Annotated in this window: 22 protein-coding genes; 10 read left to right on the forward strand and 12 right to left on the reverse strand. The window is 72.7% G+C overall.

Annotation, left to right across the window (positions count from 1 at the left end; genetic code table 11):
* Nucleotides 1-33: 33 nt before the first annotated feature.
* Nucleotides 34-5,334: an HD domain-containing protein gene (locus CCL05_RS16195; RefSeq protein WP_158102458.1), complete on the reverse strand. Its 5,301-nt coding sequence runs from the start codon at nt 5,332-5,334 to the stop codon at nt 34-36.
* Nucleotides 5,335-5,591: 257 nt separating this feature from the next.
* On the opposite strand from CCL05_RS16195, the gene CCL05_RS16200 reads away from it, so the two are divergent.
* The 3 genes from CCL05_RS16200 (at nt 5,592) to CCL05_RS16210 (ending at nt 7,785) form a co-directional block, all read left to right on the forward strand.
* A complete protein-coding gene (locus CCL05_RS16200; RefSeq protein ID WP_086561232.1) occupies nt 5,592-6,593 on the forward strand; it encodes a DEDDh family exonuclease in 1,002 nt (333 codons plus the stop codon).
* 111 nt (nt 6,594-6,704) lie between these two features.
* A complete protein-coding gene (locus CCL05_RS16205) occupies nt 6,705-6,938 on the forward strand; it encodes a hypothetical protein (RefSeq protein ID WP_082319948.1) in 234 nt (77 codons plus the stop codon).
* Nucleotides 6,939-6,987: 49 nt separating this feature from the next.
* A complete protein-coding gene (locus CCL05_RS16210; RefSeq protein WP_167409569.1) occupies nt 6,988-7,785 on the forward strand; it encodes an SURF1 family cytochrome oxidase biogenesis protein in 798 nt (265 codons plus the stop codon).
* 148 nt (nt 7,786-7,933) lie between these two features.
* On the opposite strand, the gene CCL05_RS16215 is transcribed toward CCL05_RS16210, so the two are convergent.
* Together CCL05_RS16215 and CCL05_RS16220 are read right to left on the reverse strand one after the other, a co-directional pair.
* Nucleotides 7,934-10,114, reverse strand: coding sequence for a carbon starvation CstA family protein (locus CCL05_RS16215; RefSeq protein ID WP_244204295.1), 2,181 nt, complete (start codon nt 10,112-10,114; stop codon nt 7,934-7,936).
* A gap of 45 nt (nt 10,115-10,159) precedes the next feature.
* Nucleotides 10,160-10,372 carry a DUF3311 domain-containing protein gene (locus CCL05_RS16220; protein WP_086561215.1) on the reverse strand — a complete coding sequence of 71 codons (213 nt, stop codon included), beginning with the start codon at nt 10,370-10,372 and terminating at the stop codon, nt 10,160-10,162.
* 168 nt (nt 10,373-10,540) lie between these two features.
* Between CCL05_RS16220 and CCL05_RS16225 the strand changes: the two genes are divergently transcribed.
* From CCL05_RS16225 to CCL05_RS16245, 5 genes are read left to right on the forward strand one after another with little or no spacing between them, the layout of a single operon-like run.
* Entirely contained in the window at nt 10,541-12,088 is a 1,548-nt protein-coding gene (locus CCL05_RS16225) for a sodium:solute symporter family protein (RefSeq protein WP_086561216.1), read from the forward strand.
* 29 nt (nt 12,089-12,117) lie between these two features.
* Nucleotides 12,118-12,669 carry a SigE family RNA polymerase sigma factor gene (locus tag CCL05_RS16230; protein ID WP_086561217.1) on the forward strand — a complete coding sequence of 184 codons (552 nt, stop codon included), beginning with the start codon at nt 12,118-12,120 and terminating at the stop codon, nt 12,667-12,669.
* The gene (locus CCL05_RS16235; RefSeq protein ID WP_086561218.1) at nt 12,666-12,998 is read left to right on the forward strand and encodes a hypothetical protein; all 333 of its coding nucleotides are present in this window, start codon (nt 12,666-12,668) and stop codon (nt 12,996-12,998) included. Before CCL05_RS16230 ends, CCL05_RS16235 begins: the two co-directional genes overlap by 4 nt.
* Before the next feature lie 33 nt (nt 12,999-13,031).
* Entirely contained in the window at nt 13,032-14,816 is a 1,785-nt protein-coding gene (locus CCL05_RS16240; RefSeq protein WP_086561219.1) for a glycoside hydrolase family 15 protein, read from the forward strand.
* Nucleotides 14,817-14,821: 5 nt separating this feature from the next.
* Nucleotides 14,822-15,577 (forward strand): SDR family oxidoreductase, encoded by a 756-nt coding sequence (locus tag CCL05_RS16245; RefSeq protein ID WP_086561220.1) that lies wholly within the window; start codon nt 14,822-14,824, stop codon nt 15,575-15,577.
* 21 nt (nt 15,578-15,598) lie between these two features.
* Here CCL05_RS16245 and amaP read toward each other — a convergent pair whose 3' ends face one another.
* The 5 genes from amaP to CCL05_RS16270 are packed head-to-tail and all read right to left on the reverse strand — an operon-like array spanning nt 15,599 to nt 17,964.
* The gene (amaP, locus tag CCL05_RS16250) at nt 15,599-16,177 is read right to left on the reverse strand and encodes an alkaline shock response membrane anchor protein AmaP (protein WP_425275919.1); all 579 of its coding nucleotides are present in this window, start codon (nt 16,175-16,177) and stop codon (nt 15,599-15,601) included.
* A gap of 5 nt (nt 16,178-16,182) precedes the next feature.
* Nucleotides 16,183-16,884, reverse strand: a complete 702-nt coding sequence (locus CCL05_RS16255) for a DUF6286 domain-containing protein (protein ID WP_086561222.1) — start codon at nt 16,882-16,884, stop codon at nt 16,183-16,185.
* Nucleotides 16,881-17,264, reverse strand: a complete 384-nt coding sequence (locus CCL05_RS16260; RefSeq protein WP_086561223.1) for a hypothetical protein — start codon at nt 17,262-17,264, stop codon at nt 16,881-16,883. Before CCL05_RS16260 ends, CCL05_RS16255 begins: the two co-directional genes overlap by 4 nt.
* Entirely contained in the window at nt 17,261-17,443 is a 183-nt protein-coding gene (locus tag CCL05_RS16265) for a hypothetical protein (protein ID WP_086561224.1), read from the reverse strand. Before CCL05_RS16265 ends, CCL05_RS16260 begins: the two co-directional genes overlap by 4 nt.
* Before the next feature lie 47 nt (nt 17,444-17,490).
* Nucleotides 17,491-17,964, reverse strand: a complete 474-nt coding sequence (locus tag CCL05_RS16270; RefSeq protein WP_086561225.1) for an Asp23/Gls24 family envelope stress response protein — start codon at nt 17,962-17,964, stop codon at nt 17,491-17,493.
* A gap of 83 nt (nt 17,965-18,047) precedes the next feature.
* On the opposite strand from CCL05_RS16270, the gene CCL05_RS16275 reads away from it, so the two are divergent.
* Complete coding sequence (locus tag CCL05_RS16275; protein ID WP_086561226.1) at nt 18,048-18,764, forward strand: nucleopolyhedrovirus P10 family protein; 717 nt, start codon at nt 18,048-18,050, stop codon at nt 18,762-18,764.
* A 557-nt stretch (nt 18,765-19,321) separates the two neighbouring features.
* On the opposite strand, the gene CCL05_RS16280 is transcribed toward CCL05_RS16275, so the two are convergent.
* The 3 genes from CCL05_RS16280 to CCL05_RS16290 all read right to left on the reverse strand — a co-directional run bounded on the left by CCL05_RS16280 (nt 19,322) and on the right by CCL05_RS16290 (nt 22,384).
* Entirely contained in the window at nt 19,322-20,125 is an 804-nt protein-coding gene (locus CCL05_RS16280; RefSeq protein ID WP_086561227.1) for an enoyl-CoA hydratase/isomerase family protein, read from the reverse strand.
* Between the two features lie 106 nt (nt 20,126-20,231).
* Nucleotides 20,232-20,450, reverse strand: coding sequence for a helix-turn-helix domain-containing protein (locus CCL05_RS16285; RefSeq protein ID WP_010037790.1), 219 nt, complete (start codon nt 20,448-20,450; stop codon nt 20,232-20,234).
* A 335-nt stretch (nt 20,451-20,785) separates the two neighbouring features.
* Complete coding sequence (locus CCL05_RS16290; RefSeq protein ID WP_086561228.1) at nt 20,786-22,384, reverse strand: ABC-F family ATP-binding cassette domain-containing protein; 1,599 nt, start codon at nt 22,382-22,384, stop codon at nt 20,786-20,788.
* A 199-nt stretch (nt 22,385-22,583) separates the two neighbouring features.
* On the opposite strand from CCL05_RS16290, the gene CCL05_RS16295 reads away from it, so the two are divergent.
* On the forward strand, nt 22,584-22,997 hold the full coding sequence (locus tag CCL05_RS16295; protein WP_086561229.1) for a VOC family protein: 414 nt from the start codon (nt 22,584-22,586) through the stop codon (nt 22,995-22,997).
* 17 nt (nt 22,998-23,014) lie between these two features.
* Here the strand turns inward: CCL05_RS16295 and CCL05_RS16300 are convergent.
* Nucleotides 23,015-24,204 (reverse strand): hypothetical protein (locus CCL05_RS16300; protein ID WP_086561230.1); only part of this gene is annotated, 1,190 nt, incomplete at its 5' end.

Consider the following 24,204-nt stretch of genomic DNA (forward strand, 5'->3'; position numbering starts at 1 on the left):
CCTCACAGGGTCGCGTCAAGGGCCTGACGGTTGTCATCGAGCCCGGTAGGGCTCAACCGGCGGCATCGGGGCCGGCTCGGCGGGACAGTCGGGCGGCAGGACGAGGCCGAACAGCGGCGCGTACCGGGCGAGCCGGTCGTACACCTCGCGGGTCGGCTGCCCGAACTCACGCGCGGCCACGGCGATGCGCTCGGCCGTCACCGCACCGCTCAGCGCGGGCGCCCGCCCGGTGTACTGCTCAGTGAGCATGATCAGGTCCTGCCAGGTGGGCACCGTGTCCGCGTCCGTTCCCGGCCGTTCCACGAGAAGGGGGAGACCGAAGGGACGATAGAGCGCGAGCCGGTCCCACGCCTTGGTCAACGCCCAGCCGAAGCGGGCCGCGACACGCAGCAGTTCGAGCGGGCCCACGGGTCCGTGGCCGACGAGGTCCGGCCGGAACAGTGCACTGTCGTGCTCGGTGGGCCGGTGCTCGCGCCAGCCGTCGGATCCGCCCTCGGCGGGTTCCCGCCAGGGGGCACCGAAGCGGGCGTAGCGGGCCAGGACGGCCACGCTCTCGCCGAGGCTCGCGTCGTTGGCCCGGGCGTGGGACACGAGGACGGCGGGGCTCGGGCGGGGGCGCCAGCGTGGGACGTAGGAATCCCGCCAGGACTGGAAGAAGGCGTTCTCCCGCTCCGTCCTCTGTGGTGTGCAGCAGGCCAGGACGTCAGCGCCGGTGGGACGCAGATCGGCAGGTGCCTCATCGGCCAACCGGTCCAGCGCCGAGACATCGAACCCGACCAACGGCCCGAGCACGGTGAGCCGTTCGATCGCGGAGCCGAGCGTGGTGCGGGCCATCGCCGCGGCATACAGAACGAAGAAGACGTCGAGGCCCTCGCGCACGGCGACGCCGCGGACCGCGGTACCCGTGTTCATCAACTCCAGCGACTCCTCGGCGTCGTAGTACCTGCGGCGTGACAGAGCGTCTCTCCCCGAGCACATGAGCAGGTCCCAGTCACCGGCCGAGACGGCACGCCACTGCTCCACGAGCGTCGGCGCGCGTTCGTCCACGAAGCCCGCCTCGGCGAGTTCCGTGAGCCGCTGCGCCACCAGCGCGCCGTCGGCCCGGACCTTCCGGACGGCCTGCGCCGTCTCCAGCAGGGGCGCGGGGCATCCGGTCGGGTCGTACGGCCAGTTGTCAGGGAACCTGTCGTCGACGACGGCGCCGAGGAGGTCGCTGTCGAGCCTGGTGAAGACGCGGCCGGCCAGTTCCGCCGGAACCGGCGGGACCTGCAGCCGCTGCGCCGCGAGGACACCCGCGAACCGTTCGGGCACCTCGGCCACCGTGATCCCCAGCATCCCCGATGCCCTGGCCAGCTGCCGGGCCGACAGGTCCAGATCCTCGCTGTATGCGGCGATGCCGAGGCTCATCGCGAACTCGGTGCGCTGCTCCTGCGTCCAGGACCTGGGCGGGTCGAACCTGTGGGCCCTGGCGGCGGGAGCTGCCGCGGGGGCCGGTCCCTCCGCCGGCCAGCCGAGCCACGCGTACCGCCGCAGGATCTCCTCGTACGTCTCCCGGGCCGGTGGCGTCCCCGCCTTCCGCTTCCCCGGGGCCGTGAACCGGGGGTGCCAGGCCAGTACGTCGAGCTCCTCCTGGGTGGCGATGGCGTCGGCGGGGACGGCGTCGGTGTCCTCCGGCACATCCAGGGGGATTCCGGCAGCGGCGAACCGCCTGGCCCGGTCCAGGGCCTCACGCAAGGGCAGGCCCTCCACGACACTGAACCTCCGGAGCACCGCGAGCACGTCGTGGGCGAAGTAGCGTGCGTAGTCCTCGCGCAGCAATGCGTCAAAGCGCTCACGGCCGAGGAGGATCCGGCGGTCCGTGGCGTCGAGCAGCATCCCGTGCGCCGCGTCGAGTCCGGTGACGGCGGGCACATCCAGGCCGGCGATGGCGTACCGGCGCAACCGCCTCATGACCTCTCCCAGAGTGATGCTCTCCTCCGGGGACTGCGGCAGAGCCGCATGCCTCGTGGCCTCGGGCAGCCGCAAATCCCGCAGCCTGACGCCGGCCTCCCAGGCCTCGGGAACGGGATAGCCGTCCACCGACTCCGGCAACGCCAGTCGCTCCCAAGCCTTGTCGCCCAGTTCGATCCCGACGCTGCGCAGAACCGCCGCCCGCCAGGACAGGACCCCGGCTTCCTCCGGCAGGACAGCCGGCCCGAAGTCCTGCAGCGGCACCAGCCCCATGTCCCATGGGAAGCAACCCACCCGGCGGAAGTCGAGGACCGTCGCCCGGTCCCAGCCGGTTCTGCTGGTCAGCCGGGTATCGGCGGCCAGCAGCCGCGCCGTCACCCGGACCGCCGCAGTCGGGTGCAGCCGGGCGAACGCCCAGAGCCACTCCAGCGTCAGCCACTCCGGCGCCCCGAACGCCCGGGCGGCGTCGAGGAGTCGCTCGTCTGCCCACGCCCGGTCGTACGAGAGGATCCTGGTCCTGTCGGTGCTGATGTCCGGAGCGTGCGTCTCGCGCAGGTCCATCACGAAGCCGAAGGGATGCCCGCCCAGATCGTGCCAGTCCTTGCCTGCGTTGTCGTGCCGGTCCAGCTTCCCGGCGCTGGTGCGGAGCCAGGCGGCGGCGCTGCTGTCCCCCTGGACCATGGACGCCGGATCCACCAGGATGCCGTCGGCCAGGAGGCACCCCTTTCCGTCCACCCACCACGCGTCGGGGCCCGCGGGAAGGGGGCGCCGGGCATCGCCGAAGTAGTACAGCGCTCCTGGTTCCCACGTCCGCACGGCCTCCCCGTCCCGCTCCACCCGCAGCGCGAAATCGGACCGCCATACCCGCTTGGCCAGCTCCCGCGCCACGTCGATGTCGCCCGACTGGAGGTACAGCCGCACGCGGGTGCCGCCCCCGGGCTGCGCCACGTCGTTCCTGCGGACCCGGAACAGACTGCCGGTCGAGGCCACGTCCACGCGCAGTCCGCCGCCCGCGTCCGCACGCCCGTACTCGTCGGTCGCCCGGGTCCAGATGCTGATCTCGTCGGCCAGCATGAAGTAGCTGAACACACCGACGCCGAAACGGCTGTTGGGATAGACCCGCAGGGCCGGGTCCGCGCGGCGCCAGCGGGCCTGTTCCCTGCGGTACTCGCGGGACTGCTCGAAGCGGCGGCCGGCCCGCGAGAAGGTGCCCCGCAGGCTCTTGTGGTCCATGCCGACGCCGTTGTCCTCGCACTCCACGTAGGCGCGGCCCTCCGCGTCCGTGCCCTGCCGGAAGACGATCTCGCCCTGCCAGGTGTACGGGACGCTCCCGTCGGCCTTTCCGTAGCGCAGCCGGGCCTGCCGGTAGCGGCAGGCGTCCAGGGCGTTCTGGTACATCTCCCGCAGGGCGAGGACCGGGTCGCCGTACAGATGGGTGCCCATGAGCAGTTCGCGCATCTCGTCCTCGGCGAGGCTGAACCGCATCAGCGGGACACCGTAGGCGTCCCCCTTGACGGCGCTGTCGTACCGCGGGCGAAGCCGACGGCAGGTGATCCGGTCGGGCACATGGGCGAGGAGCGCGGCGGGCTGGGCGGAGGTGAGGCGCCGGCGCACGTTCTGTACGGCCTCGTCGGCCCAGCCGGCCAGCGTCTCCAGAGCGGCGTGCACCGCGGGGTGCGGGCAGGGCAGGTCCAGGTCGAGTGTCTTGCTCAGCCGGTCCCGCGCCCAGCGCAGCTCGCGCACGCTCGCCACGGCCTCGCCGGGCCGCAGCCCGTCGGCGACGCCGATGTTGTCCACCAGGACACCGGGCAGCTGCCGCAGGTCGCCGCCGAGCAGGCCCGCGACGCCGAGCAGCCAGGACAGCTCGCGGGGGCGCCAGCGTTCCGTCGTGCCGTCCGCGCGGGCGAGTTCCTCCAGGCGCCAGTGGGTGTCGGCGCCGTCCCGCTCGCCCTGGTTCGGCTCGGTGGGGGCGACCGCGATCTGCCGGCAGACCCGCACGAGTTCGTCGGTCAGTTCCTCGGTCCGGGCCGGTGCGGAGCCGGGGCCGAGCAGCGCCTTCGCGAGCGGGGCGAGCAGCTGGGGCGCGTAGGTGTCCCACAGTTGCTCCTTGCCTCCGACGTGCCGGTGCAGCAGCCAGGCGGCGACGGCCGCGGCGTCCTCGGCCCGGCCGCGTCCGGCCAGCTCGCGGCCCTTGCGCCAGAGCAGGGCGTGCGCGGCGAAGGTGTGCTCCAGGTCGACGCGTTCGGGATCGCGTCCCAGGGGGCCGGCCTGCGGATCGAGCCGTGAGGGCTCGACCGCCGTGGTCTCCTTGACGCCCATGGCGTACACGGCCTCGCGGACGAAGGGTGCGGCGGCGAGCACCGCGAACTCGCCCGGGTCCAGAAGTGGGCCGCCCTGGGTCTGCGAGGGTGCGAGCAGGGGTCTGAGCCCGCGGGCCAGCACACGCACCGGATAGTCGTCGTCCGACCAGGGATCGGGGACGGTCGCGAACGCGGTGGCGCGCCATTTGGCGCACTCTGCCGTCAACCGCACGAGGACGCGTTGGAGTTCGTCGCGTCGCGCGTCATCGCCGCCCTCGACGGCCGACCAGAGTTCGGGGTCGCGGACCGCTGCGGCCCACTCCTCGTGGAGGGTGCGGCCGGCGCAGAGTTCGACCTTGTGGACGGCCTCCGGGCCGCTGGGCGCGTAGTGGGCGGTCGGTGTCTGCCGCTGGCGGGCGGCGCGGGCGAACTCGGCGGTCCTGCGGACGGTATGGGCGATGACGTCGGCGACCGTGCGGGGCGCGGTGTCGGACTGCAGGGCGTCGGCGAGGGCGCGCGTGAAGTGGCTGCCGAGTTCCTTGTCGGAGCCGCAGGTCTGACCGGGACCGCAGCCGAAGAGCACGGCCACCCGGTCCCGCCCGGCCGGGAAGTTCGTCGCGGGCCCGCCGTACGACGTGCCGCCCGGGGCGGCTTCCTCGCGGCAGGCGTCGACGGTCAGCAGGACCGTACCGGCCCGGCATCCCTGGAGCAGTTCGGCGAGGTCGAGGCCGATGAGGCTGTCCAGCGCCACCTGCGGGGGCGTGGTTGCCCAGGTGAGCTGGGCGTCCGCGGGCACGAGGTAGTCCGCGCCGTCGACGGACAACCCGTGTCCGGTGAAGTGGATGAGGACCGTGCCGTCTTCGGGCGCGGTGGCGCAGACCCTGCTGATCGCACTGCGGATCCGGGAGCGCAGGGCGGGTTCGTCGGGGGTCGCCCCGATCCGTTCGACGCTGTACCCGGAGGAGCGCAGCGCCCCGGTCATCAGCTCGACGTCACGTCCCACCGTCTCCGTCAGGTCGCGGAAGCGCTCCGAGAGTTCGTACTGCGGTACGGCGACGATCAGCGCCTGCCTGTTCTCCCCCATCGGCCCGTTCGTCCCCCTTCGGCCCCTGTGCGGCACGGGCAAGAATGGCACAGGAGAGATGCGGCACATCCGGCTCCGCTCCTTGCTCCACAGCCCCTTCGCCCTGCATCCGCCTCAGCGGACTTCCCGTCAACTGCCTTCGGGATGCCCTCGGACCCGGGACCGGAATCCCCCGGCCGGTCTCGCCGGGCCACGGCGGACGCGGCACGGCACCTGACGGACCTGACTGTCAGTCGCGGCCCGTATCCTCAGTGACCATGCTGGAAGACCTGACGACCGCAGCGTTCTCGCCCCCTGCGTGGCCGGCCGCGTATCCCAAGGGATACGCGGTCGTTGACGTGGAGACCACGGGCCTCGCCCGGGACGACCGCATCATCTCGGCGGCCGTCTACCGGCTGGACGCGCGCGGCGAGGTCGAGGACCACTGGTACACGACGGTCAACCCGGAGCGCGACCCCGGCCCCGTGTGGATCCACGGACTGACGAGTGAGGCACTCGAGGGCGCGCCCCTCTTCCAGGACATCGCCGAGGAGTTGACGGCCCGGCTCGAGGGGCGGGTGCTCGTCGCGCACAACGCCGTCTTCGACTGGCAGATGATCGCCCGGGAGTACGCGCGTGCGCAGTGCGAGGCGCCTGTGCGGCAGCGGCTGTGCACCATCGCGCTCTCCAAGGAGCTGGGGCTTCCGCTGCCCAACCACAAGCTGGAGTCGCTCGCCGCGCACTTCGGCGTCGTCCAGCGGCGGGCGCACCACGCGCTGGACGACGCGCGCGTGCTGGCGGAGGCGTTCCGCCCCAGTCTCAGGGCCGCGGCGGCGAGCGGCGTACGGCTGCCGCTGCACGAGTGCCGGCCGCTGACGGAGTGGTCGGACCGTCCGGCCACGCCCCGGATCGGGCAGCAGGGGGGCTCTCGGGGGTACGGCGGCTACCGCCAGACCAGTTGGCGCCCCTCCCGGAAGCGCCCCGCCTGCCCTTACCCCAACCCCGGGCGCTACGAGACGGGCGGGCGGCTCAAGCAGGGCATGCGGGTCGCGTTCTCCGGCGACACCTCGACCGAGCGCGAGCTGCTGGAGGACCGGGCGACCGAGGCCGGGCTGCACGTGGCCACCAGCCTGTCCCGGCTGACCAGCCTGCTCGTCACGAACGACCCGGACTCGGGCACGTCCAAGGTGGTCAAGGCCCGGCAGTTCGGCACCCCGATCGTGGACGAGGCGGCCTTCGGGCAACTTCTCGCGGATGTGGAGCCGGCGTCGGAGGGATGACCGTACGGAGGGATGACCGTACGGAGGGGTGACCGTACGGATGGGTGATTGACGGGCGACTCGCCCGGTGGCCGCTCGCCCCGGCCGAGGCGACGGCTCACCCTGTGGCGCATGGCGACCTGTGAGGTATGTGGCAATCAGTACGGAATGACCTTCGAGGTGCACGCGCAGGGGGCGGTGCACGTCTTCGACTGCTTCGCCTGCGCGATCCACCGTATGGCCCCCATCTGCGAGCACTGCCGGGTACAGATCATCGGCCAGGGCGTCGAGGTCGAGGGCCACTGGTTCTGCGGAGCCCACTGCGCCCGCGCGGAGGGAAAGGTGGGAATTGTCGACAAGGTCTGAACCCGTACCCCGCTGAGAGCACCCCACGACCGAGTTGTACGGTCGTGGGGTGTACCGCTTCCTGATGTCCCGGCAGTGGGTGATCCTGACGCTGATCGCCCTGCTTCTCATCCCCACGATGATCAGGCTGGGCATCTGGCAGATGCATCGCTACGAGGAGCGCACCGCCCGGAACCAGCTGGTCACCGACGCCCTGGCGGCCGACCCGGTGCCCGTGGAGAAGCTCACCGCGCCCGGGCACACCGTCACCAGCAGCGAGCGGTACCGGACCGTGACCGCGAAGGGCCGCTTCGACACCGAGGACGAGGTCGTCGTCCGCCGCCGCACCAACTCCGACGACGAGGTCGGCTACCACGTCCTGACCCCGTTCGTCCTCGACGACGGCAAGGTTCTGCTGGTCAACCGTGGCTGGATCCCCTCGAACGGCCCGAGCCAGACCACGTTCCCGAAGGTCCCCGCACCGCCGGGCGGTGAGGTGACCGTCAAGGGGCGCCTGATGCCCAGTGAGACGACCGCGGCGAGCGGGATCAAGAACCTCAAGGGCCTGCCGGACCGGCAGATCATGCTGATCAACAGCGAACAGGAGGCCCGGCGCCTGGACGCGCAGGTGCTCGGCGGCTACATCACGCAGACGGCACCCGAGCCCAAGGGCGACCTCCCCGAACTGCTGGGCAAGCCCGGCAAGGAGGACGCCGCCCTGAACTACGCGTACGCCATCCAGTGGTGGCTGTTCTCCGCCGCCGTCCCGGTCGGCTGGGTGGTCCTGGCCCGCCGCGAGGCCCGCGACCGGGCACAGGCGGCGGCCGGGGAAGCCGACGCGAGCGAGGCGGAGCCGGCGGCGGTGTGACCCCCGCCGGCCTCCCCGGCCTCCCCGGTTCTCCCCCGGCCGCGTCAGCAGCAGCGCCCCTGCCGGCACTCCTCCCGGTGCGACCGGTTCAGGACCTCGGCCAGTTCCCGCACGTACCAGCGCACCGCCCGCGCCCAGCGCACCGCCCTCACGTACGGGCTCCCGCCAGCGGCTCGTCCGGCACGTCGAGGCGGGACTCGACGTACGGCGCCTCGGTGACCGGAGTCGAGCCCGGGGCCCGTATCGCCCGCACGCAGACCACCGCGGCGTTGCCGATCACCACGGCGACCAGCAGCAGGAACAGGGCGATCAGCACACCGTCGATCGTGGAGTTGGTGACGACGGTGTGCATGTCGCCGAGGTTCTTGGCGGGCGGCAGGACCTGACCGGCGTCGAGGGCGTCGGCGTACCGCGCCCGCTGGGCGAAGAAGCCGATCTTCGGGTCGGCGGAGAAGATCTTCTGCCACCCCGCGGTGAAGGTGATCGCGACGACCCAGGCGAGCGGGACGCCCGTGACCCACGCCCAGCGCAGCCGGCCGGACTTGATCAGGATCGTGGTGCAGACGGCGAGGGCGATCGCGGCGAGGAGCTGGTTCGCGATGCCGAAGAGCGGGAAGAGCTGGTTGATCCCGCCGAGCGGGTCGGTGGCGCCGGTGTAGAGGAAGTAGCCCCAGGCCGCCACGACCAGGGCACTGCACAGCCAGATGCCCGGCTTCCAGTTGACCCGGCCGGCCGGCTTCCACACGTTGCCGAGCATGTCCTGGAGCATGAAGCGGCCGACCCGGGTGCCCGCGTCCACCGTCGTCAGGATGAACAGCGCCTCGAACATGATGGCGAAGTGGTACCAGAAGGCCTTCATCCCGGCGCCGCCGAAGACCCCGGAGAAGATCTCCGACATACCGACGGCCAGGGTCGGGGCACCTCCGGAGCGGGCGATCAGCGTCTGCTCCTCCACGGCCTTGGCGGCCTGGGTGAGCTGGTCGGGGGTGACGGTGAAGCCGAGGCCGGCGACGGCGTGGGAGGCCGACTCGGCCGTTGTGCCGAGGAGGGCCGCCGGGGCGTTCATGGCGTAGTAGAGGCCCGGTTCCAGGGTCGCTGCGGCGATCAGCGCCATGATCGCGACGAACGACTCCATCAGCATGGCGCCGTAGCCGATCATCCGGACCTGGGACTCCTTCCGGATCAGCTTGGGGGTGGTCCCGGAGGAGACCAGCGCGTGGAAGCCGGACAGCGCGCCGCAGGCGATGGTGATGAAGAGGAACGGGAACAGCGCCCCGGCGAAGACGGGCCCGGCACCCGACGAGGCGAAGTCGCTCACCGCGTCCGTGCGCAGGACCGGCGCCGCGACGACCACGCCGACCGCGAGCAGGGCGATGGTGCCGATCTTCATGAAGGTGGAGAGGTAGTCGCGCGGCGCGAGCAGCATCCACACCGGCAGGACGGAGGCGACGAAGCCGTAGCCGACGAGGCAGAAGACCAGGGTCGTGGGACTGAGCGTGAAGGCGGAGGCCAGTGAGGACTCCTGGATCCAGCTGCCGCCGACGATGGCGAGCAGCAGCAGGGCCACGCCGATCAGACTGGTCTCGACGACCCGGCCCGGGCGGATGACGTGCAGCCAGAAGCCCATGAACAGGGCGATGGGGATGGTCATCGCGACGGAGAAGGTGCCCCAGGGGCTGTGGGCGAGGGCATTGACGACGACCAGCGCCAGGACCCCCAACAGGATGATCATGATGGCGAACACGGCGATCAGGGCGGCGGCCCCGCCGGCCCGGCCGATCTCGTCGCGGGCCATCTGCCCGAGCGACGTGCCGTCCCGTCGCATCGACAGGAACAGCACGACCATGTCCTGCACCGCGCCCGCGAAGATCACCCCCGCGACGATCCACAGGGTCCCCGGCAGATAGCCCATCTGGGCCGCGAGCACCGGCCCGACCAGGGGTCCGGCGCCGGCGATGGCGGCGAAGTGGTGCCCGAGCAGGACCCGGCGGTCGGTGGGGTGGTAGTCGACGCCGTCCTCGAGGCGTTCGGCGGGGGTGGCCCGGCGGTCGTCCGGCTCCAGGACCCGGCGGGCGATGAACCGGGAGTAGAAGCGGTAGGCGATGGCGTACGACCCGAGCGCGGCGATCACCAGCCAGACCGCGGAGATCCGCTCGCCGCGGGCCAGGGCGAGGACGCCCCAGGCGACCGCGCCGAGCAGGGAGACGGCGGCCCAGAGCAGAATCTGCCGTGTTCTGGACTTTTCCGGCACTTCTGGTCCGGATTCCGGCACGTCTGGTCCGGATCGGGGCCCTTCTGGTCCGGATTCGGGCAGGGTTGATGCGGGCATGGCGGCTCCTCACCTCGACGGGTGTGCACAACGGGGGGTCGCGGATCAGCGGTGTCGGTCCGTCAGCGCGTACGCGGCGAGCAGGCACAGGCCGCAGCCCGGTACCCACGCGAGCTGGTACCAGTAGAAGAACGGCGTCCCCGCGAGCCGCGGACCGGCACCGGCGTACAGCGGGACCCACAGCAACCCGGCCGCGGGTGCGAGCAGCAGCAGGGCGACGGCGACGCCCCGTAGCCGGGGGTGCCCGGTGCGTGCCATGACCTGTGCTCCTCTCCCGCTCGCTGTCGGTCTGTGCAAGAGTTGCGCGCTCGCCGGGAGTGGTGGACACGGCGTTCGAGAAATATTTCCCGCCGGTTTCCTGTCCTCCGGACGGGCCGTCCGCGCAACTCTCGCCCGAGGACACAGGCACACCAAGGACGGTGACCCATGGCTGACGGCGCCATGACCGCGACGTTCCTCGCCGTGATCGGCGGGGCGTCGCTGCTCGCCGTCACCGCGCGGCGGCTGCGCCCGGTCGACCGGCTGCCCTCCCTGGAGGGCTGGGCCCTGGCCGACCGCTCCCTCGGCCCCGGCTGGACCTGGCTGCTGCTGGGCGGCACGATCTTCACCGCCTACACCTTCACCGCCGTACCCGGACTGGCCTACGGCAACGGCGCGCCCGCCTTCTTCGCCGTGCCCTACACGGTGATCGTCTGCCCGCTCGCCTTCGTACTGCTGAGCCGGCTGTGGAGCGTGGCCCGGCGGCACGGCTACATCACCGCCGCCGACTTCGTGCGCGGCCGGTACGGGTCGTCGCCGCTGGCCCTGGTGGTGGCGCTGACCGGGATCCTCGCCACGATGCCCTACCTGGCGCTGCAACTGCTGGGCATCAGGGCGGTCCTGACGGCCGGGGGCGTGTACCCGCGGGGCGCCGCCGGGGACCTGGTGCTGGTCGCGCTGTTCGCGGGGCTCGCGGTGGCCACGTACCGGCACGGGCTGCGGGCTCCCACGGTGATCTCCGCGCTGAAGGCGGTGGCGGTGTTCGTCTCGCTCACCGCGGTGACCTGGCTGGTCCTCGCCCGGCTGGGCGGCCCGGGCCCGGTCTTCGACGGCGCGGCGCGGCGGCTGGGCGGCCCGGCGCTGCTCCTGTCCCCCGCGCAGCAGCCGGCCTACGCCACGCTCGCACTCGGCTCCGCCCTCGCCCTGCTGATGTACCCGCACGTGCTCACCGCCGGTTTCGCCGCCGACGGGCCCCGCACCCTGCGCAAGGTCTCGGTGGCGCTGCCCGCCTGGACCGGGCTGCTCGCGCTGTTCGGATTCCTCGGCATCGCCGCCCTCGCGGCAGGGGTGCGGGCGCCGCGCGGCGGTGCCGAGGCGGCCGTGCCGATGCTGGTGGACCGGCTGATGCCGGCGCCGCTGGCCGGCCTGGTGTTCGCCGCGATCACCGTCGGGGCGCTCGTCCCGGCGGCGGTGATGTCGATCGCCGCGGCCACGAGTTTCGTCCGGAACGTGTACGTCGAGTACGTCCATCCGACGGCCACGCCGAAGCGGCAGGTGCGGATCGCCAAGGCGGTGTCGCTCACCGCGAAGGTGGGGGCCGTGGCGTTCGTGTTCGGACTGCGCGACCAGGACGCCGTCAACCTCCAGCTGCTCGGCGGCGTGTGGATCCTGCAGATCTTCCCGGCCGTCGCCGTCGGGCTGTTCACCGGGTGGCCGCACCCGCGGGCACTGCTCGCCGGGTGGGCCGTGGGCATGGCGTCGGGGACGTACCTGGTGGTGCGCGAGGGGTTCTCCTCGACCGTGCCGCTCGGCACCGGTGCCCGGCCGCTGGAGGTCTACGCCGGGCTCGCCGCCCTGCTGCTCAATCTGGCCGTCGTGGTCACCGGCACCGCGGTGCTGACCCGCCTCGGTGTCCCGCGCGGCGCCGATACGACCGGCCTGCCGTCCCGACTGACCGTCCGGCGACGCCCGGAGACGGGAGCGAACACCCCGTGAGACGCAGACAGAACCCCACGCTGCCACCCATGCCGGCACCGGAACCGGAACCGGCCGAGCCTCTCGCTCCCCCGGCCGGCGACTGTGCCGACCTGGAGCGCGAGGCCGGCGTCGCCCGCCTCTTCGAGCTGCACTACTCCTCGATGCTGCGCCTCGCCGTCCTGCTCGGCGCCGACGACCCCGAGAACGTGGTGGCCGAGGCGTACTACCAGATCTACCGCAAGTGGCGGCGGCTGCGGGACGCGGCCGCGGCGGAGGCGTATCTGCGCTCCACCGTCTGCAATCTGACGCGGATGCGGATCCGGCACCTTCAAGTCGCCCGCAGGCACGAGGAGCACCCGCCGGACGACACGGTCGCCTCCGCCGAGCACGCCGCGCTGCTGCGGGACGACCAGCGCGTGCTGGTCGACGCGCTCCAGCAGCTGCCGCCCCGGCAGCGCGAGGCGCTGGTGCTGCGGCACTGGCTCGGTCTCAAGGAGAGCGAGATAGCCGCCGCGATGGGCATATCCGGCGGTTCGGTCAAGACGCACACGGCACGCGGCATCGCCGCCCTGACCCAGGCGATGGAGGCCCGGCGATGACGCATCGAGACGCGACTCCGTCGCATGGCACCAGCCCCGACCGGGCCGCTCACGGCCGCACCGAGGAGGAGCTCCGCGAGGCGCTCCGGGCGCTGGCGGGCGGGGTGCTTCCCGACCCCGACGCGTACCGCACGGCACGCGGTGAGTGGCTGCGGCGCGAGCGCCGGCGGCGGCTCGTGCTCGCCGTGCTGATCGCCGTCGTCTTCACGCTGGCCACCCTGATCGGCCTGTGGGTGCTCAACCAGGCCCCGTCGGACCCGGGGGTGATCTTCTCGGGCACGCGCGCCCCCGTCGCCGACGGCCCGTCACTCCCCCGGCCCTCGCCCTGATTGCCGTGCCGACTTGCCGGGAACCCGCACTGCGTGGACCCGAGCATCGAGGACTACGCGCTCATCGGCGACGAACAGACCGCCGCCCTGGTCGGCACGGACGGATCCGTGGACTGGCTCTGCCTGCCCCGCTTCGACTCGGGCGCCTGCTTCGCCAAGCTGCTCGGCGACGAGGACAACGGCTTCTGGCGCATCGCCCCCGTGGGGGCGGACCGGTGCGCCCGGCGCGCCTACCGCCGCGACACCCTCGTCCTGGACACCGAGTGGGAGACGGCGCACGGGAAGGTCCGCGTCACCGACCTGATGCCGCAGCGGGACCAGGCCCCCGACCTCGTACGCGTCGTCGAGGGCCTGGACGGCGAGGTGACGCTCCACAGCGTCCTCAAGCTGCGCTTCGACTACGGCTCGATCATCCCCTGGGTACGCCGGGCCGACGGCCACCGCGTCGCCGTCGCCGGCCCCGATTCGGCCTGGCTGCGCAGCGAACCGGAGGTGCGCAGCTGGGGCGAGGACTTCGGAACGCACGCGGAGTTCATGGTCCGGAAGGGGGAGAAGGTCGCGTTCGTCCTCACGTGGCACCCCTCCCACGTGGAGCGCCCGCCGCTCGTCGACCCGTACGAGTCGCTGCGCCACAGCGTCGAGGACTGGCGGGCCTGGGTGTCGCGCTGCCGCTACGACGGACCGTACCGGGACGCCGTCGTCCGCTCCCTGATCACCCTCAAGGCGCTCACCTACGCCCCGACCGGCGGCATCGTCGCCGCAGCGACCACCTCACTGCCCGAGGAGCCGGGCGGCGTGCGCAACTGGGACTACCGCTACTGCTGGCTGCGCGACTCCACCCTCACCCTGGGCGCGCTGCTGGCGGTGGGCTACCAGGAGGAGGCCGAGGCCTGGCGGAACTGGCTGCTGCGCGCGGTCGCGGGCGACCCGGCGGACCTCCAGATCATGTACGGCGTGGCGGGCGAGCGACGGCTGCCCGAGTTCGAGCTGCCGTGGCTGTCCGGCTTCGCCGGGTCCGCCCCCGTACGCGTCGGGAACGACGCCGTGAACCAGCTCCAGCTGGACGTCTACGGCGAGGTCATGGACTCCCTGTCGCTGGCCCGTGAATCGGGCCTGTCCGCCCAGCCGGACGTGTGGGCGCTGCAGACGGCCCTGATGGACTTCCTGCGCACGCACTGGCGGCAGCCGGACGAGGGGCTGTGGGAGGTGCGCGGCAGCCGGCGCCAGTTCGTGCACTCGAAGGTGATGGTGTGGGTCGCCGCCGACCGTGCCGTACGCACCCTGGAGCGCCATCCGGAGCTGGACGGCGACCTGGACGGCTGGCGGGCGCTGCGCGAGGAGGTGCACCGCGAGGTGTGCGAGAAGGGCTACGACCCCGCACGCAACACCTTCACGCAGTCGTACGGCTCGCGCGAACTGGACGCCGCGCTGCTGCTCATCCCGCGCGTCGGTTTCCTGCCGCCCGACGACCCCCGGGTGATCGGCACCATCGACGCGGTCCGCGAGGAGCTGGACCACGGCGGCTTCCTGCGCCGCTACACCACCGACGACACGGACATCGACGGACTGCCCGGCTCCGAAGGCGCCTTCCTGGTGTGCTCGTTCTGGCTCGCGGACGCCCTGCACATGACGGGCCGTACGAAGGAGGCCCGGGAGCTGTTCGAGCGGCTGGCGGGACTCGCCAACGACGTCGGCCTGCTGTCCGAGGAGTTCGACCCGGTGACCGGCCGGCAGCTCGGCAACGTCCCGCAGGCGTTCAGCCACATCGGCCTGGTGAACACCGCCCTCGCCCTGTTCGGGGCGGACGGGGCAGGATAGGGACCATGGATCTTGGACTGAAGGACCGGGTGTACATCGTCACCGGGGCCACCCGGGGCCTCGGCAACGCCACCGCGCGCGAGCTCGTCGCGGACGGGGCGAAGGTGGTCGTCTCGGGGCGGGACGAGAAGAACGTCGCCGACGCGGCGGCCGCGCTGGGCCCGAACGCGGTCGGGGTGGCCGTCGACAACGCCGACCCCGACGCGCCGGCCCGGCTGATCGGGGCCGCGCGGGAGCACTTCGGCCGCTTCGACGGTGTCCTGGTCAGCGTGGGCGGGCCGCCGGCCGGGTTCGTCGCCGACAACACCGACGAGCAGTGGCAGGCGGCGTTCGAGTCGGTGTTCCTGGGTGCGGTGCGGCTGGCTCGCGCCGCGTCGGCCGAGTTGAGGTCCGGGGGTGTCATCGGGTTCGTGCTGTCCGGGTCGGTGTACGAGCCGATTCCGGGGCTGACGATCTCGAACGGGCTGCGGCCGGGGCTGGCCGGCTTCGCCAAGTCGCTCTCCGACGAACTGGGGCCGCGGGGAGTTCGGGTGGTCGGGGTGCTTCCCGGGCGCATCGACACGGACCGCGTACGCGAGCTGGACGCGTTGTCGGCGGATCCCGAGGCGACCAGGGCGGCGTCGGAGTCGCGTATCCCGTTGCGGCGGTACGGGGCGCCCGAGGAGTTCGGGCGGGTGGCGGCGTTCCTGCTGTCGCCGGCGGCTTCCTATCTGACCGGGGTCATGGTGCCGGTGGACGGCGGGGCGCGGCACGGGTTCTGAGCGCCGTTTGCGTCGGGACCGTCAGCTCACCCGCTCCGCACCGTGCTTGACCCCCCGCAGCCGTACCTCCGCCGGCAGTGACGCCAGGCCCGCCGCTGTTCTGGCGTGCGTCAGGGCGCCGGTCGTCAGGTCGTGCAGGGCCGCGCCCGGGTCCACGTGCGGTTCCAGGGCGAGCCGTACGCGGGCCTCGGGGGCGCTGCGGCGGCCCCTCAGGTGGGCGCGGGCCCGGCCGACGCCGTCGATCTGTGCCGCCTCCTCGGTGAGGGCGTCCTCCAGGGCCCGGCCGCGCAGCAGGGCTCCTTCGCCGTCGCCGGTGTCCACGAGGACCTCGGCGAGGCGGTGCCGGCGGAGCACCGAGACCAGCCACCACAGGAGGAGCAGCAACAGCACGGCGAGTACGGCGATGACGACCGGCCACCACCAGCCGTCGTCCCGCCAGCGGTTGCGTTCGGCGTCGCTCAGCAGCACGTCGTGGCGGCTGTCGTGGATCCACCACGAGGGTGCCGGAGCGCCGAGGCCCACGGCCAGCACGGAGCCGCCCAGCACCAGCAGGACGAGGCCGACGAGCCCCAGGAACACGCGGTTGACGACCCTGAGCATCGCGGTCACTCCTTCCGGCCGGGCCGCCGTACGCGCACCGACAGCGAGGGCGGCCGGGAGAGCCCCAGTCCGCTGATCGCGTCGCTGAGCACGGCATCCAAGTCGGCTCGTACGTCGTCCAGTTCACGGAAGTGCGACACGGCGCGGGCGTCCGCCCGCCTGCGGCGCACCCGCACCCGTACCGCATGCACGCCGGCCACCTCCATGGCCCGGTCGCGCAACGCGGTCGCGGCGGCGTCCCGGTCCAGTCCGGCGCGTACGTCGGCGTGCGTCCGCCGCATCGGGAGCACGTCCCGCAGGCCGGGCGTGGCGGCCAGGACCAGCAGCCACAGCCCGAGAAGGGCGGCGACCCCGGCCCCGACGAGCACCCAGGTGTCGTCGAGGGGCCGTTGGGCGAGCTGCCGGGCCAGCTCCCGGCGCCAGCTCATGCCGGGCCGGTCGGCGCGCACGGACACGATGTCGTAGAGGAACAGTCCGGTCAGTCCCAGGAGCAGCAGGGCGACGATGCCCGCCGGGACGCGGCGTGCCGACCAGAAGCGGCCTTCGCGGCCACCCTCGCTCCCGGACACGGGCGGCGTTCCGTCCCCGCCCGCCTGCGCGGACCGGTCGGGTCCGGTGCCGGCCTCCGGCTTCTCGATGACGGGCAGCCGCTGTGTGGTGCCTTCGGGCTCGGGCTCGGGCGGCTCGGTGGCCCGGGGTTCGCTCATCGCGTCCTCCCCTGTACCGCGCCGGGCCCGGCGGCCAGGTGCAGCCGCTCCACCTGGACGACGACCTCCGGCACCTGCATTCCCACCAACGCGCCTACCCGCTCGACGACGCGGCGACGCACCTGGCGGCAGCGCGTGCCCACGTCGCAGGGGTAGTCGAGTTCGACGTGAACACGGACATGCGCGACGTCGTGGCGGACGGTGACGGTGGCGGACGGACGGGCGGCGTCGGGCGGCAGCGCTCCGACGGCTTCGTGGGCCGCCTGCGAGGCGATCTTCGCGACGACCCGGTCGGCGATCCGGGTGGCGCCCCGCTCGCCGGGCGGGACGACGGTCAGGGGTCTGTCGAGCTCACCGGCCCCCGCGCTCACGGCCGTCACCGCCGCCGTTCACGGGAACGGAAGAAGTCGCCGAAGTCCATGTCCCCCTCCAGGAACCGGCCGACGACCAAGCCGACGGCGCCCAGCGCCGCCACCAGCAGAAAGGCGCCGAATCCGCCGAAATACCCGGCGAATGCCAGTGCCATGCCGGCGATCATGCCGGCGACGGCCATGCTCATGCTGCGCTCCTCAGCTTCTCGGTCGCGTGCTCTGCGGGGCGGGTGGCTCACTGGATCCGGCGCTCCGGTTCCTCTTCCTCCTCGTCCGGCAGCTTCACGTCGCTCACGGCGATGTTGACCTCGACGACCTCGAGGCCCGTCATCCGCTCGACGGCGGTGATGACGTTCTCCCGTACGTCCCGGGCCACATCGGCGATCGCCACGCCGTAGACGACCACGATCTCCAGGTCGAGGGCCGCCTGCACCTCGCCGACCTCGGCCTTCACGCCGCGCGTCACCGACTTGGCGCCGCCGGGCACGCGGTCGCGCACGGCTCCGAAGGTGCGGGACAGGCCGCTGCCCATGGCGTGCACGCCGTCGACATCGCGTGCGGCGAGTCCGGCGATCTTCTCCACGACGCCGTCCGCGATGGTCGTCCGCCCCCGTGAGCCGGGGTCTCCGCCGCCGCGCTTGGTCAGCGGACTCCTGCGCGCCGCCGACGTCTCGGTCTCCCCGCCACGGTTCTCGGTCATGTCAGTCATCACCGTGTGTCCTTTTCGTCGTCCTTCGACAACGGTAAGCACGGTTGCGTGGATACGCGCCTTTGATACGGCAGGCTGGAGGAATGACGGCCGACGGGTGGACGCAGGTAGTGAGACATCAGCTGGGCCTCGGCAGGCTGCTGCCGCTGGGGGATGCGCGGGACGGCGCGTGGATCGCCGAGCGGGCAGCCGAGGCGGTGCTGCGGCGCGCGGCGGGGGACGCGCCGGGCGTGCGCCTCGACGCGCTCCGTGTCGCGCTCGCCGATCCGGCGGACACCGGGAGTCCGGCCGTGCCGGCCCCGCCGAGCGGTCTGCCGCCCGGTCCGCTGCGGGTGACGGCGGAGTTCGCGGCCACGGCCTCGCAGCCGCTGCCGACGACGGCGTCCCTGCTGCGGGCGACGCTGGCGACGGCCGCGACACAGCGGCTCGGTCTGACGGTGACGGAGGTGGATCTGCGCGTGACGGGCCTGCTGGACGAGAAGGCGGAGCCGCCCGGGCCCGCCCCGCCGCTCCCCGAGCCGCCGCGCGCCGCGCAGGCCGGGGGCGACGACGAGGCTCGCGTCGCCGCCGCGGCGCTCAAGGTCCCGGGCGTGCTCCGGCTGACCGGCGCGCTGGGCCACCCCGTGCACATCGAGGAGCTCCCGGGCGACACCGCGCTGCCGCACCGCCACGTCCGGCTGGAACTCGCGGTACGCGACGACCACCGGGCCCGTGACGTGGCACGCCAGGTCCGCACCGCGGTGCGAACGACCCTGTCGGACCACCCGACGGTGGCGGTCCTGGTGAGCGGGATCGGCTGAAGCGGATCGCCTGAGGGAGCGGCACGAGGGAGCATCGAGCCCGCCCGTGCCGTCCCAGCGACAGCACGGACACCGCGCCCTGTGGGCACCGGCCGTGAGTCGTCCGCAAGGGGGCGCCGCCCGGCGGCGCGGGGTGGCGTTGGGCCCGCCCTGGGACATTCCGCCCAGCCGACGACACGGGCCGCCGCCGCACCCTGCAGTGCCACCCCAGCGACAGCACGCCGAGCGCACCCTGTGGGGCACAGGCCGTGGGCGCCCGCCACCCGGCGGCACGGGTGCCGCCGCGCCCGCCCAGCCGCAGCACGGACACCGCGCCCCCTGAGGCGCCCACCCTCGGGCGCCCGCCAGGGAGCGCCCGGTGGCAGCGCGGGCACCGCGCCCTGCGGGGCACTCGCCGGGGGCGCCCGCGAGCGGGCGGACCGCTACAGGTTGGGTGTCCGCCCCACCCAGCGCACGCGCATGCCCGGCGGCACGAAGTGGCGTGGGGCCGTGGTGCCGGCGCAGGCGTCGTGCAGCCGGTCGCGGCTGCCCTGGTGACGGCCCGTAGTACGGCCGGCTCAGTCGCCGACGCCCGCGAGGTCGCGCAGGCGGCGGGCCTGGGACTGGCGTTCCGCGGCGCGCTGGGCCTCGTAGGTGCGGTCCTGGGCGCCGCGCAGCAGTGCCTTGGTCTCGACGACCGCGTCGCGGGGCGCGGCGAGCACGGCCGAGACGAGGTCGCGGACCGTGTCGTCGAGCTGGTCGGCGGGCACGGCCACGTTGGCCAGCCCGGTGTGCACGGCCTCGTCGGCCGTGACGAAGCGCCCGGTCACGCAGATCTCCAGCGCGCGGGCGTATCCGACGAGTCCCACCAGCGGATGCGTGCCCGTCAGGTCGGGCACGAGTCCGAGGCTGGTCTCGCGCATGGCGAACTGCACGTCGTCGGCGACGACGCGCAGATCGCAGGCGAGGGCGAGCTGGAAGCCCGCCCCGATGGCATGCCCCTGGACGGCGGCGACGGAGACGATGTCGCTGCGCCGCCACCAGGTGAACGCCTCCTGGTACTCGGCGATGGTCGCGTCCAGCTCGGCGTCGCCGCCACGCGCGAGGTCGATGAACGACGGTTCCCCGTCGAAGCCCTCGGGCGTGAAGGCCTGCCGGTCGAGACCGGCCGAGAAGGACTTGCCCTCGGCCCGCAGCACCACGACGCGGACGGAGCCCGGCAGCTGCCGGCCGGCCTCGGTCAGCGCCCGCCACAGAGCGGGGCTCTGCGCGTTGCGCTTGGCCGGGTTGGTCAGCGTCACCGTGGCGATCGCGTCGTCGACGGTGAGCCGTACGCCGTCCTTGTCGAGTACGGGAACGAGGTCCTTGTCGGGCGAAGCCATGGACGCCTCCGATGTGTGCGGTCAGCTAAGTGACTGCACAGTAACCACCCGGTCGATCAGCCGACCGACCGGGTGGCCACCATCGGAGCCGAGGGGCCACCCGGGGTCAGGCCGTGGCCTTCTTGCCCCGCGTCGCCCCGCCACGCCCTCGCAGCGTGACACCCGACTCACTGAGCATGCGGTGCACGAAGCCATACGAGCGGCCGGTCTCCTCGGCCAACGCCCGGATGCTCGCACCGGCGTCGTACTTCTTCTTCAGGTCTGCCGCGAGCTTGTCGCGCGCGGCGCCGGTCACCCGGCTGCCCTTCTTCAGAGTCTCGGCCACCCGTGCCTCCTCATGGGAAGTGCGCTCTGGTCTCCTCATGATCACCCCTCCGGGCCCTGATGGCCACCCATTCGGCAAGGTCCGTGAGACAAGGTTGTGACGACAGGAGCGCGTCCCCACAAACGGAATACAAAATTCCGAAGAGAGGCGTCCGTACACCCGAACGGATTCACACGGGAAAGGCCAGGTCAGAAAGGCGTCGCGGCCGAGCCCGGAAGAATCGGGGGCTCGGCCGCGAAATCGATGTAGGACACACCTCGGTACGAGGAGATCTCACACAGATGATGGATCACCGCTAGGCCGAATGATCCATACGCCGTTGATCACGCATTCGATCAAGCAAGGGCGACGAGATCCGCGTAGTCGGCGCCCCACAGGTCCTCGACGCCGTCCGGCAGCAGGATGATCCGCTCCGGCTGGAGCGCCTCGACGGCGCCCTCGTCGTGCGTGACGAGGACGACCGCGCCCTTGTACGTGCGCAGTGCGCCGAGGATCTCCTCACGGCTGGCCGGGTCGAGGTTGTTGGTCGGCTCGTCGAGGAGCAGCACGTTCGCCGAGGACACCACGAGCGTGGCGAGGGCGAGACGGGTCTTCTCGCCGCCGGAGAGGACACCGGCGGGCTTGTCGACGTCGTCGCCGGAGAACAGGAACGAGCCGAGCACCTTGCGGACCTCGACGAGGTCCATGTCGGGCGCGGCCGAGCGCATGTTCTCCAGGACCGTGCGGCCGGGGTCGAGGGTCTCGTGCTCCTGCGCGTAGTAGCCGAGCTTCAGGCCGTGGCCGGGGACGACCGCGCCCGTGTCGGGCTGCTCGACACCGCCCAGCAGCCGCAGCAGGGTGGTCTTGCCGGCGCCGTTGAGGCCCAGGATGACGACGCGGCTGCCCTTGTCGATGGCCAGGTCGACGTCGGTGAAGATCTCCAGCGAGCCGTACGACTTCGACAGGCCCTCGGCCATCAGCGGGGTCTTGCCGCAGGGTGCGGGCTCAGGGAAGCGCAGCTTGGCGACCTTGTCGGACTGGCGTACCGCCTCCAGGCCGGACAGGAGCTTGTCCGCCCGGCGGGCCATGTTCTGCGCGGCGACCGTCTTGGTGGCCTTGGCGCGCATCTTGTCGGCCTGCGAATGGAGCGCGGCGGCCTTCTTCTCGGCGTTGGCACGCTCGCGCTTGCGGCGCTTCTCGTCGGCCTCGCGCTGCTGCTGGTAGAGCTTCCAGCCCATGTTGTAGACGTCGATCTGGGCGCGGTTGGCGTCCAGGTAGAACACCTTGTTGACGACCGTCTCGACCAGGTCGACGTCGTGGGAGATCACGATGAAGCCGCCGCGGTAGGTCTTGAGGTAGTCGCGCAGCCAGACGATCGAGTCGGCGTCGAGGTGGTTGGTCGGCTCGTCGAGCAGCAGCGTGTCGGCGTCGGAGAACAGGATCCGGGCCAGCTCGATGCGGCGGCGCTGACCGCCGGAGAGCGTGTGCAGGGGCTGGCCGAGCACGCGGTCGGGCAGGTTCAGCGCGGCGGCGATGGTGGCGGCCTCGGCCTCGGCGGCGTACCCGCCCTTGGTGAGGAACTCCGTCTCCTGGCGCTCGTACTGCTTGAGGGCCTTCTCGCGGGTGGCGCCCTGGCCGACCGCGATGCGCTGCTCGTTGTCGCGCATCTTGCGGATCAGTACGTCGAGGCCGCGCGCGGAGAGGATGCGGTCGCGGGCGAGGATGTCGAGGTCGCCGGTGCGGGGGTCCTGCGGGAGGTAGCCGACCTCGCCGGAGCGGGTGATGGTGCCGCCCGCGGGCGTACCCTCCCCCGCCAGGCACTTGGTGAGGGTGGTCTTCCCCGCGCCGTTGCGGCCGACCAGGCCGATGCGGTCGCCCTTGGCGACGCGGAAGGTGGCGTTTTCGATGAGGACGCGGGCACCGGCGCGCAGCTCGATACCGGAGGCGGAGATCACGGACAGACTCCAGGGCGGATACGGGGGCGGGATGGGCGGCTGAGGACGTTCCCGCCGTCTAATGCGCGAGGAGAAAGGCCATGGGGAACAGTCTAACGGGGCGGTGCAACCACTTTTTCTGCGTGCGGGTGTTCGGTTCGTCTCGCCGGGTCGTTGTCAGTGGTGGGTGCCAGACTGGCAGCGGAAGGGAGTGATCGGTATGGCAGGCATGACCGGCGGGCGTCCGAGCATCTACCCGACGCTGCTCTACGCCGACGCGAAGGCGGCCATCCGGCAGCTCACGGAGGCCTTCGGATTCACGGAGCTGTCGGTGTTCGAGGGCGAGGACGGCGCGGTGATGCACGCCGAGCTGGTGCAGGGCAACGGCGCGGTGATGATCGGCAGCAAGGGCACCGGCAGCGTCTTCGACAAGGCGATGAAGAACGCGGGCACGACCGGGGTGTACATCGTCGTGGACGACGTGGACGCGCACCACCGCCGCGCCGTGGACCACGGCGCGGAGATCCTGATGCCCCCGACGGACCAGGACTACGGCTCGCGGGACTACATGGCCCGGGACCTCGAGGGCAACGTGTGGAGCTTCGGGACGTACGCGCCGGAGATATCCGGCTGACGGACCGGCCCGGGTTCCTAGCTGCCGCCGGTGTGCACCTGGAAGGCGGCCCGGCGTACGGCCTTGGCCAGGGCCGGGTCGGGGTGTGCCGCGGCGAGGGCGACCAGGACCTGCACGGTCCGCGGGTGACCCACGGCGCGCACCTCGTCCAGCAGCATCGGGACGGTCGGCTGCACGGCCGACTCCAGGTGGCGCACGAGCAGCGGGGCCTCACCGTGGTCGGCGACGGCGGCCGCGGTGTCCACCCACAGCCAGGTCGCCTCCTCCCGGGTGAGGACCTCGTGGGCGTCCTCGGGGTCGGTCCCGTCGTGCTCGGCCAGCCACAGCAGCGCGTACGGCCTGAGCGTCGGCTCGTCCAGCACGGCACGGACGTCCGGCTCGGCGGGGGCGCCGACCACGCGCAGCGCCTCGAAGGCGAGGCCGCGCAGCAGGGCGTCCTCGCCCCGGGCGGCGGCCAGGAGCTCGGTGACGGCGCTGCCGACGGTGCGGGCGGCGAGCCAGGCCCGGTACTCGGCGCGGGCCGCGTTCGGGCGCAGCTGGGCGCAGCCGCGGAGCATGTCCTCGGCGGCCTGCTCGATGTTCCCGGCGGGGCTCTGCGCGGCGACGCAGATCTGCTCCAGTTTGACCCAGACGGCCCAGCTGCCGAGCGGGGTGAGCGTGGCCTGGCCGTCGCCGTAGGTGAGGGCGCCGACGGAGGCGAGGGCGCGCAGGGCCCAGTCGAGGAGCGGGGCGAGCGGGGCGTCGGTGGGTGCCGGCTCGGCCTGCGGCTCGGGCTGCGGCCCATAGGGGATCTCGCAGCGTGCGGTACGCAGCTCGGTGACGCGCTGCTCCAGCAGGTCGAGGAGCTGCTCCACGGGGACGGGACCGGCGGACAGCTGGAGGAACGAGAGCACCTGCGGCATGGCCGAGACGACCTCGGCGACGGCGGCGGGCTCGTGGTCCTCGGGTTCCGGACAGGCGAGCGACCAGGCGTCGAAGAGGGCGACCCAGCCCCGCAGGACGGCACTGTCGTCGCGGTCCCAGGCGCGCAGCCGCCAGCCGGGGCGGGCGCTGTCGCCGTGCACCTCGACGAGACCGGCGAGCCGGGCGGTGTCCCAGTCGGCTCTGACCTGATCCGGGGTCAGGCCCAACTCGTGGGCGGCCCGTTCGGCGGTCGCGGCGGAGAGGGTGGCCTTGCCGTCGGCGGTGGCGCTGCCCCGGCCGGGGC

The sequence above is a fragment of the Streptomyces africanus genome (assembly GCF_002150735.1).
Taxonomy (GTDB): domain Bacteria; phylum Actinomycetota; class Actinomycetes; order Streptomycetales; family Streptomycetaceae; genus Streptomyces; species Streptomyces africanus.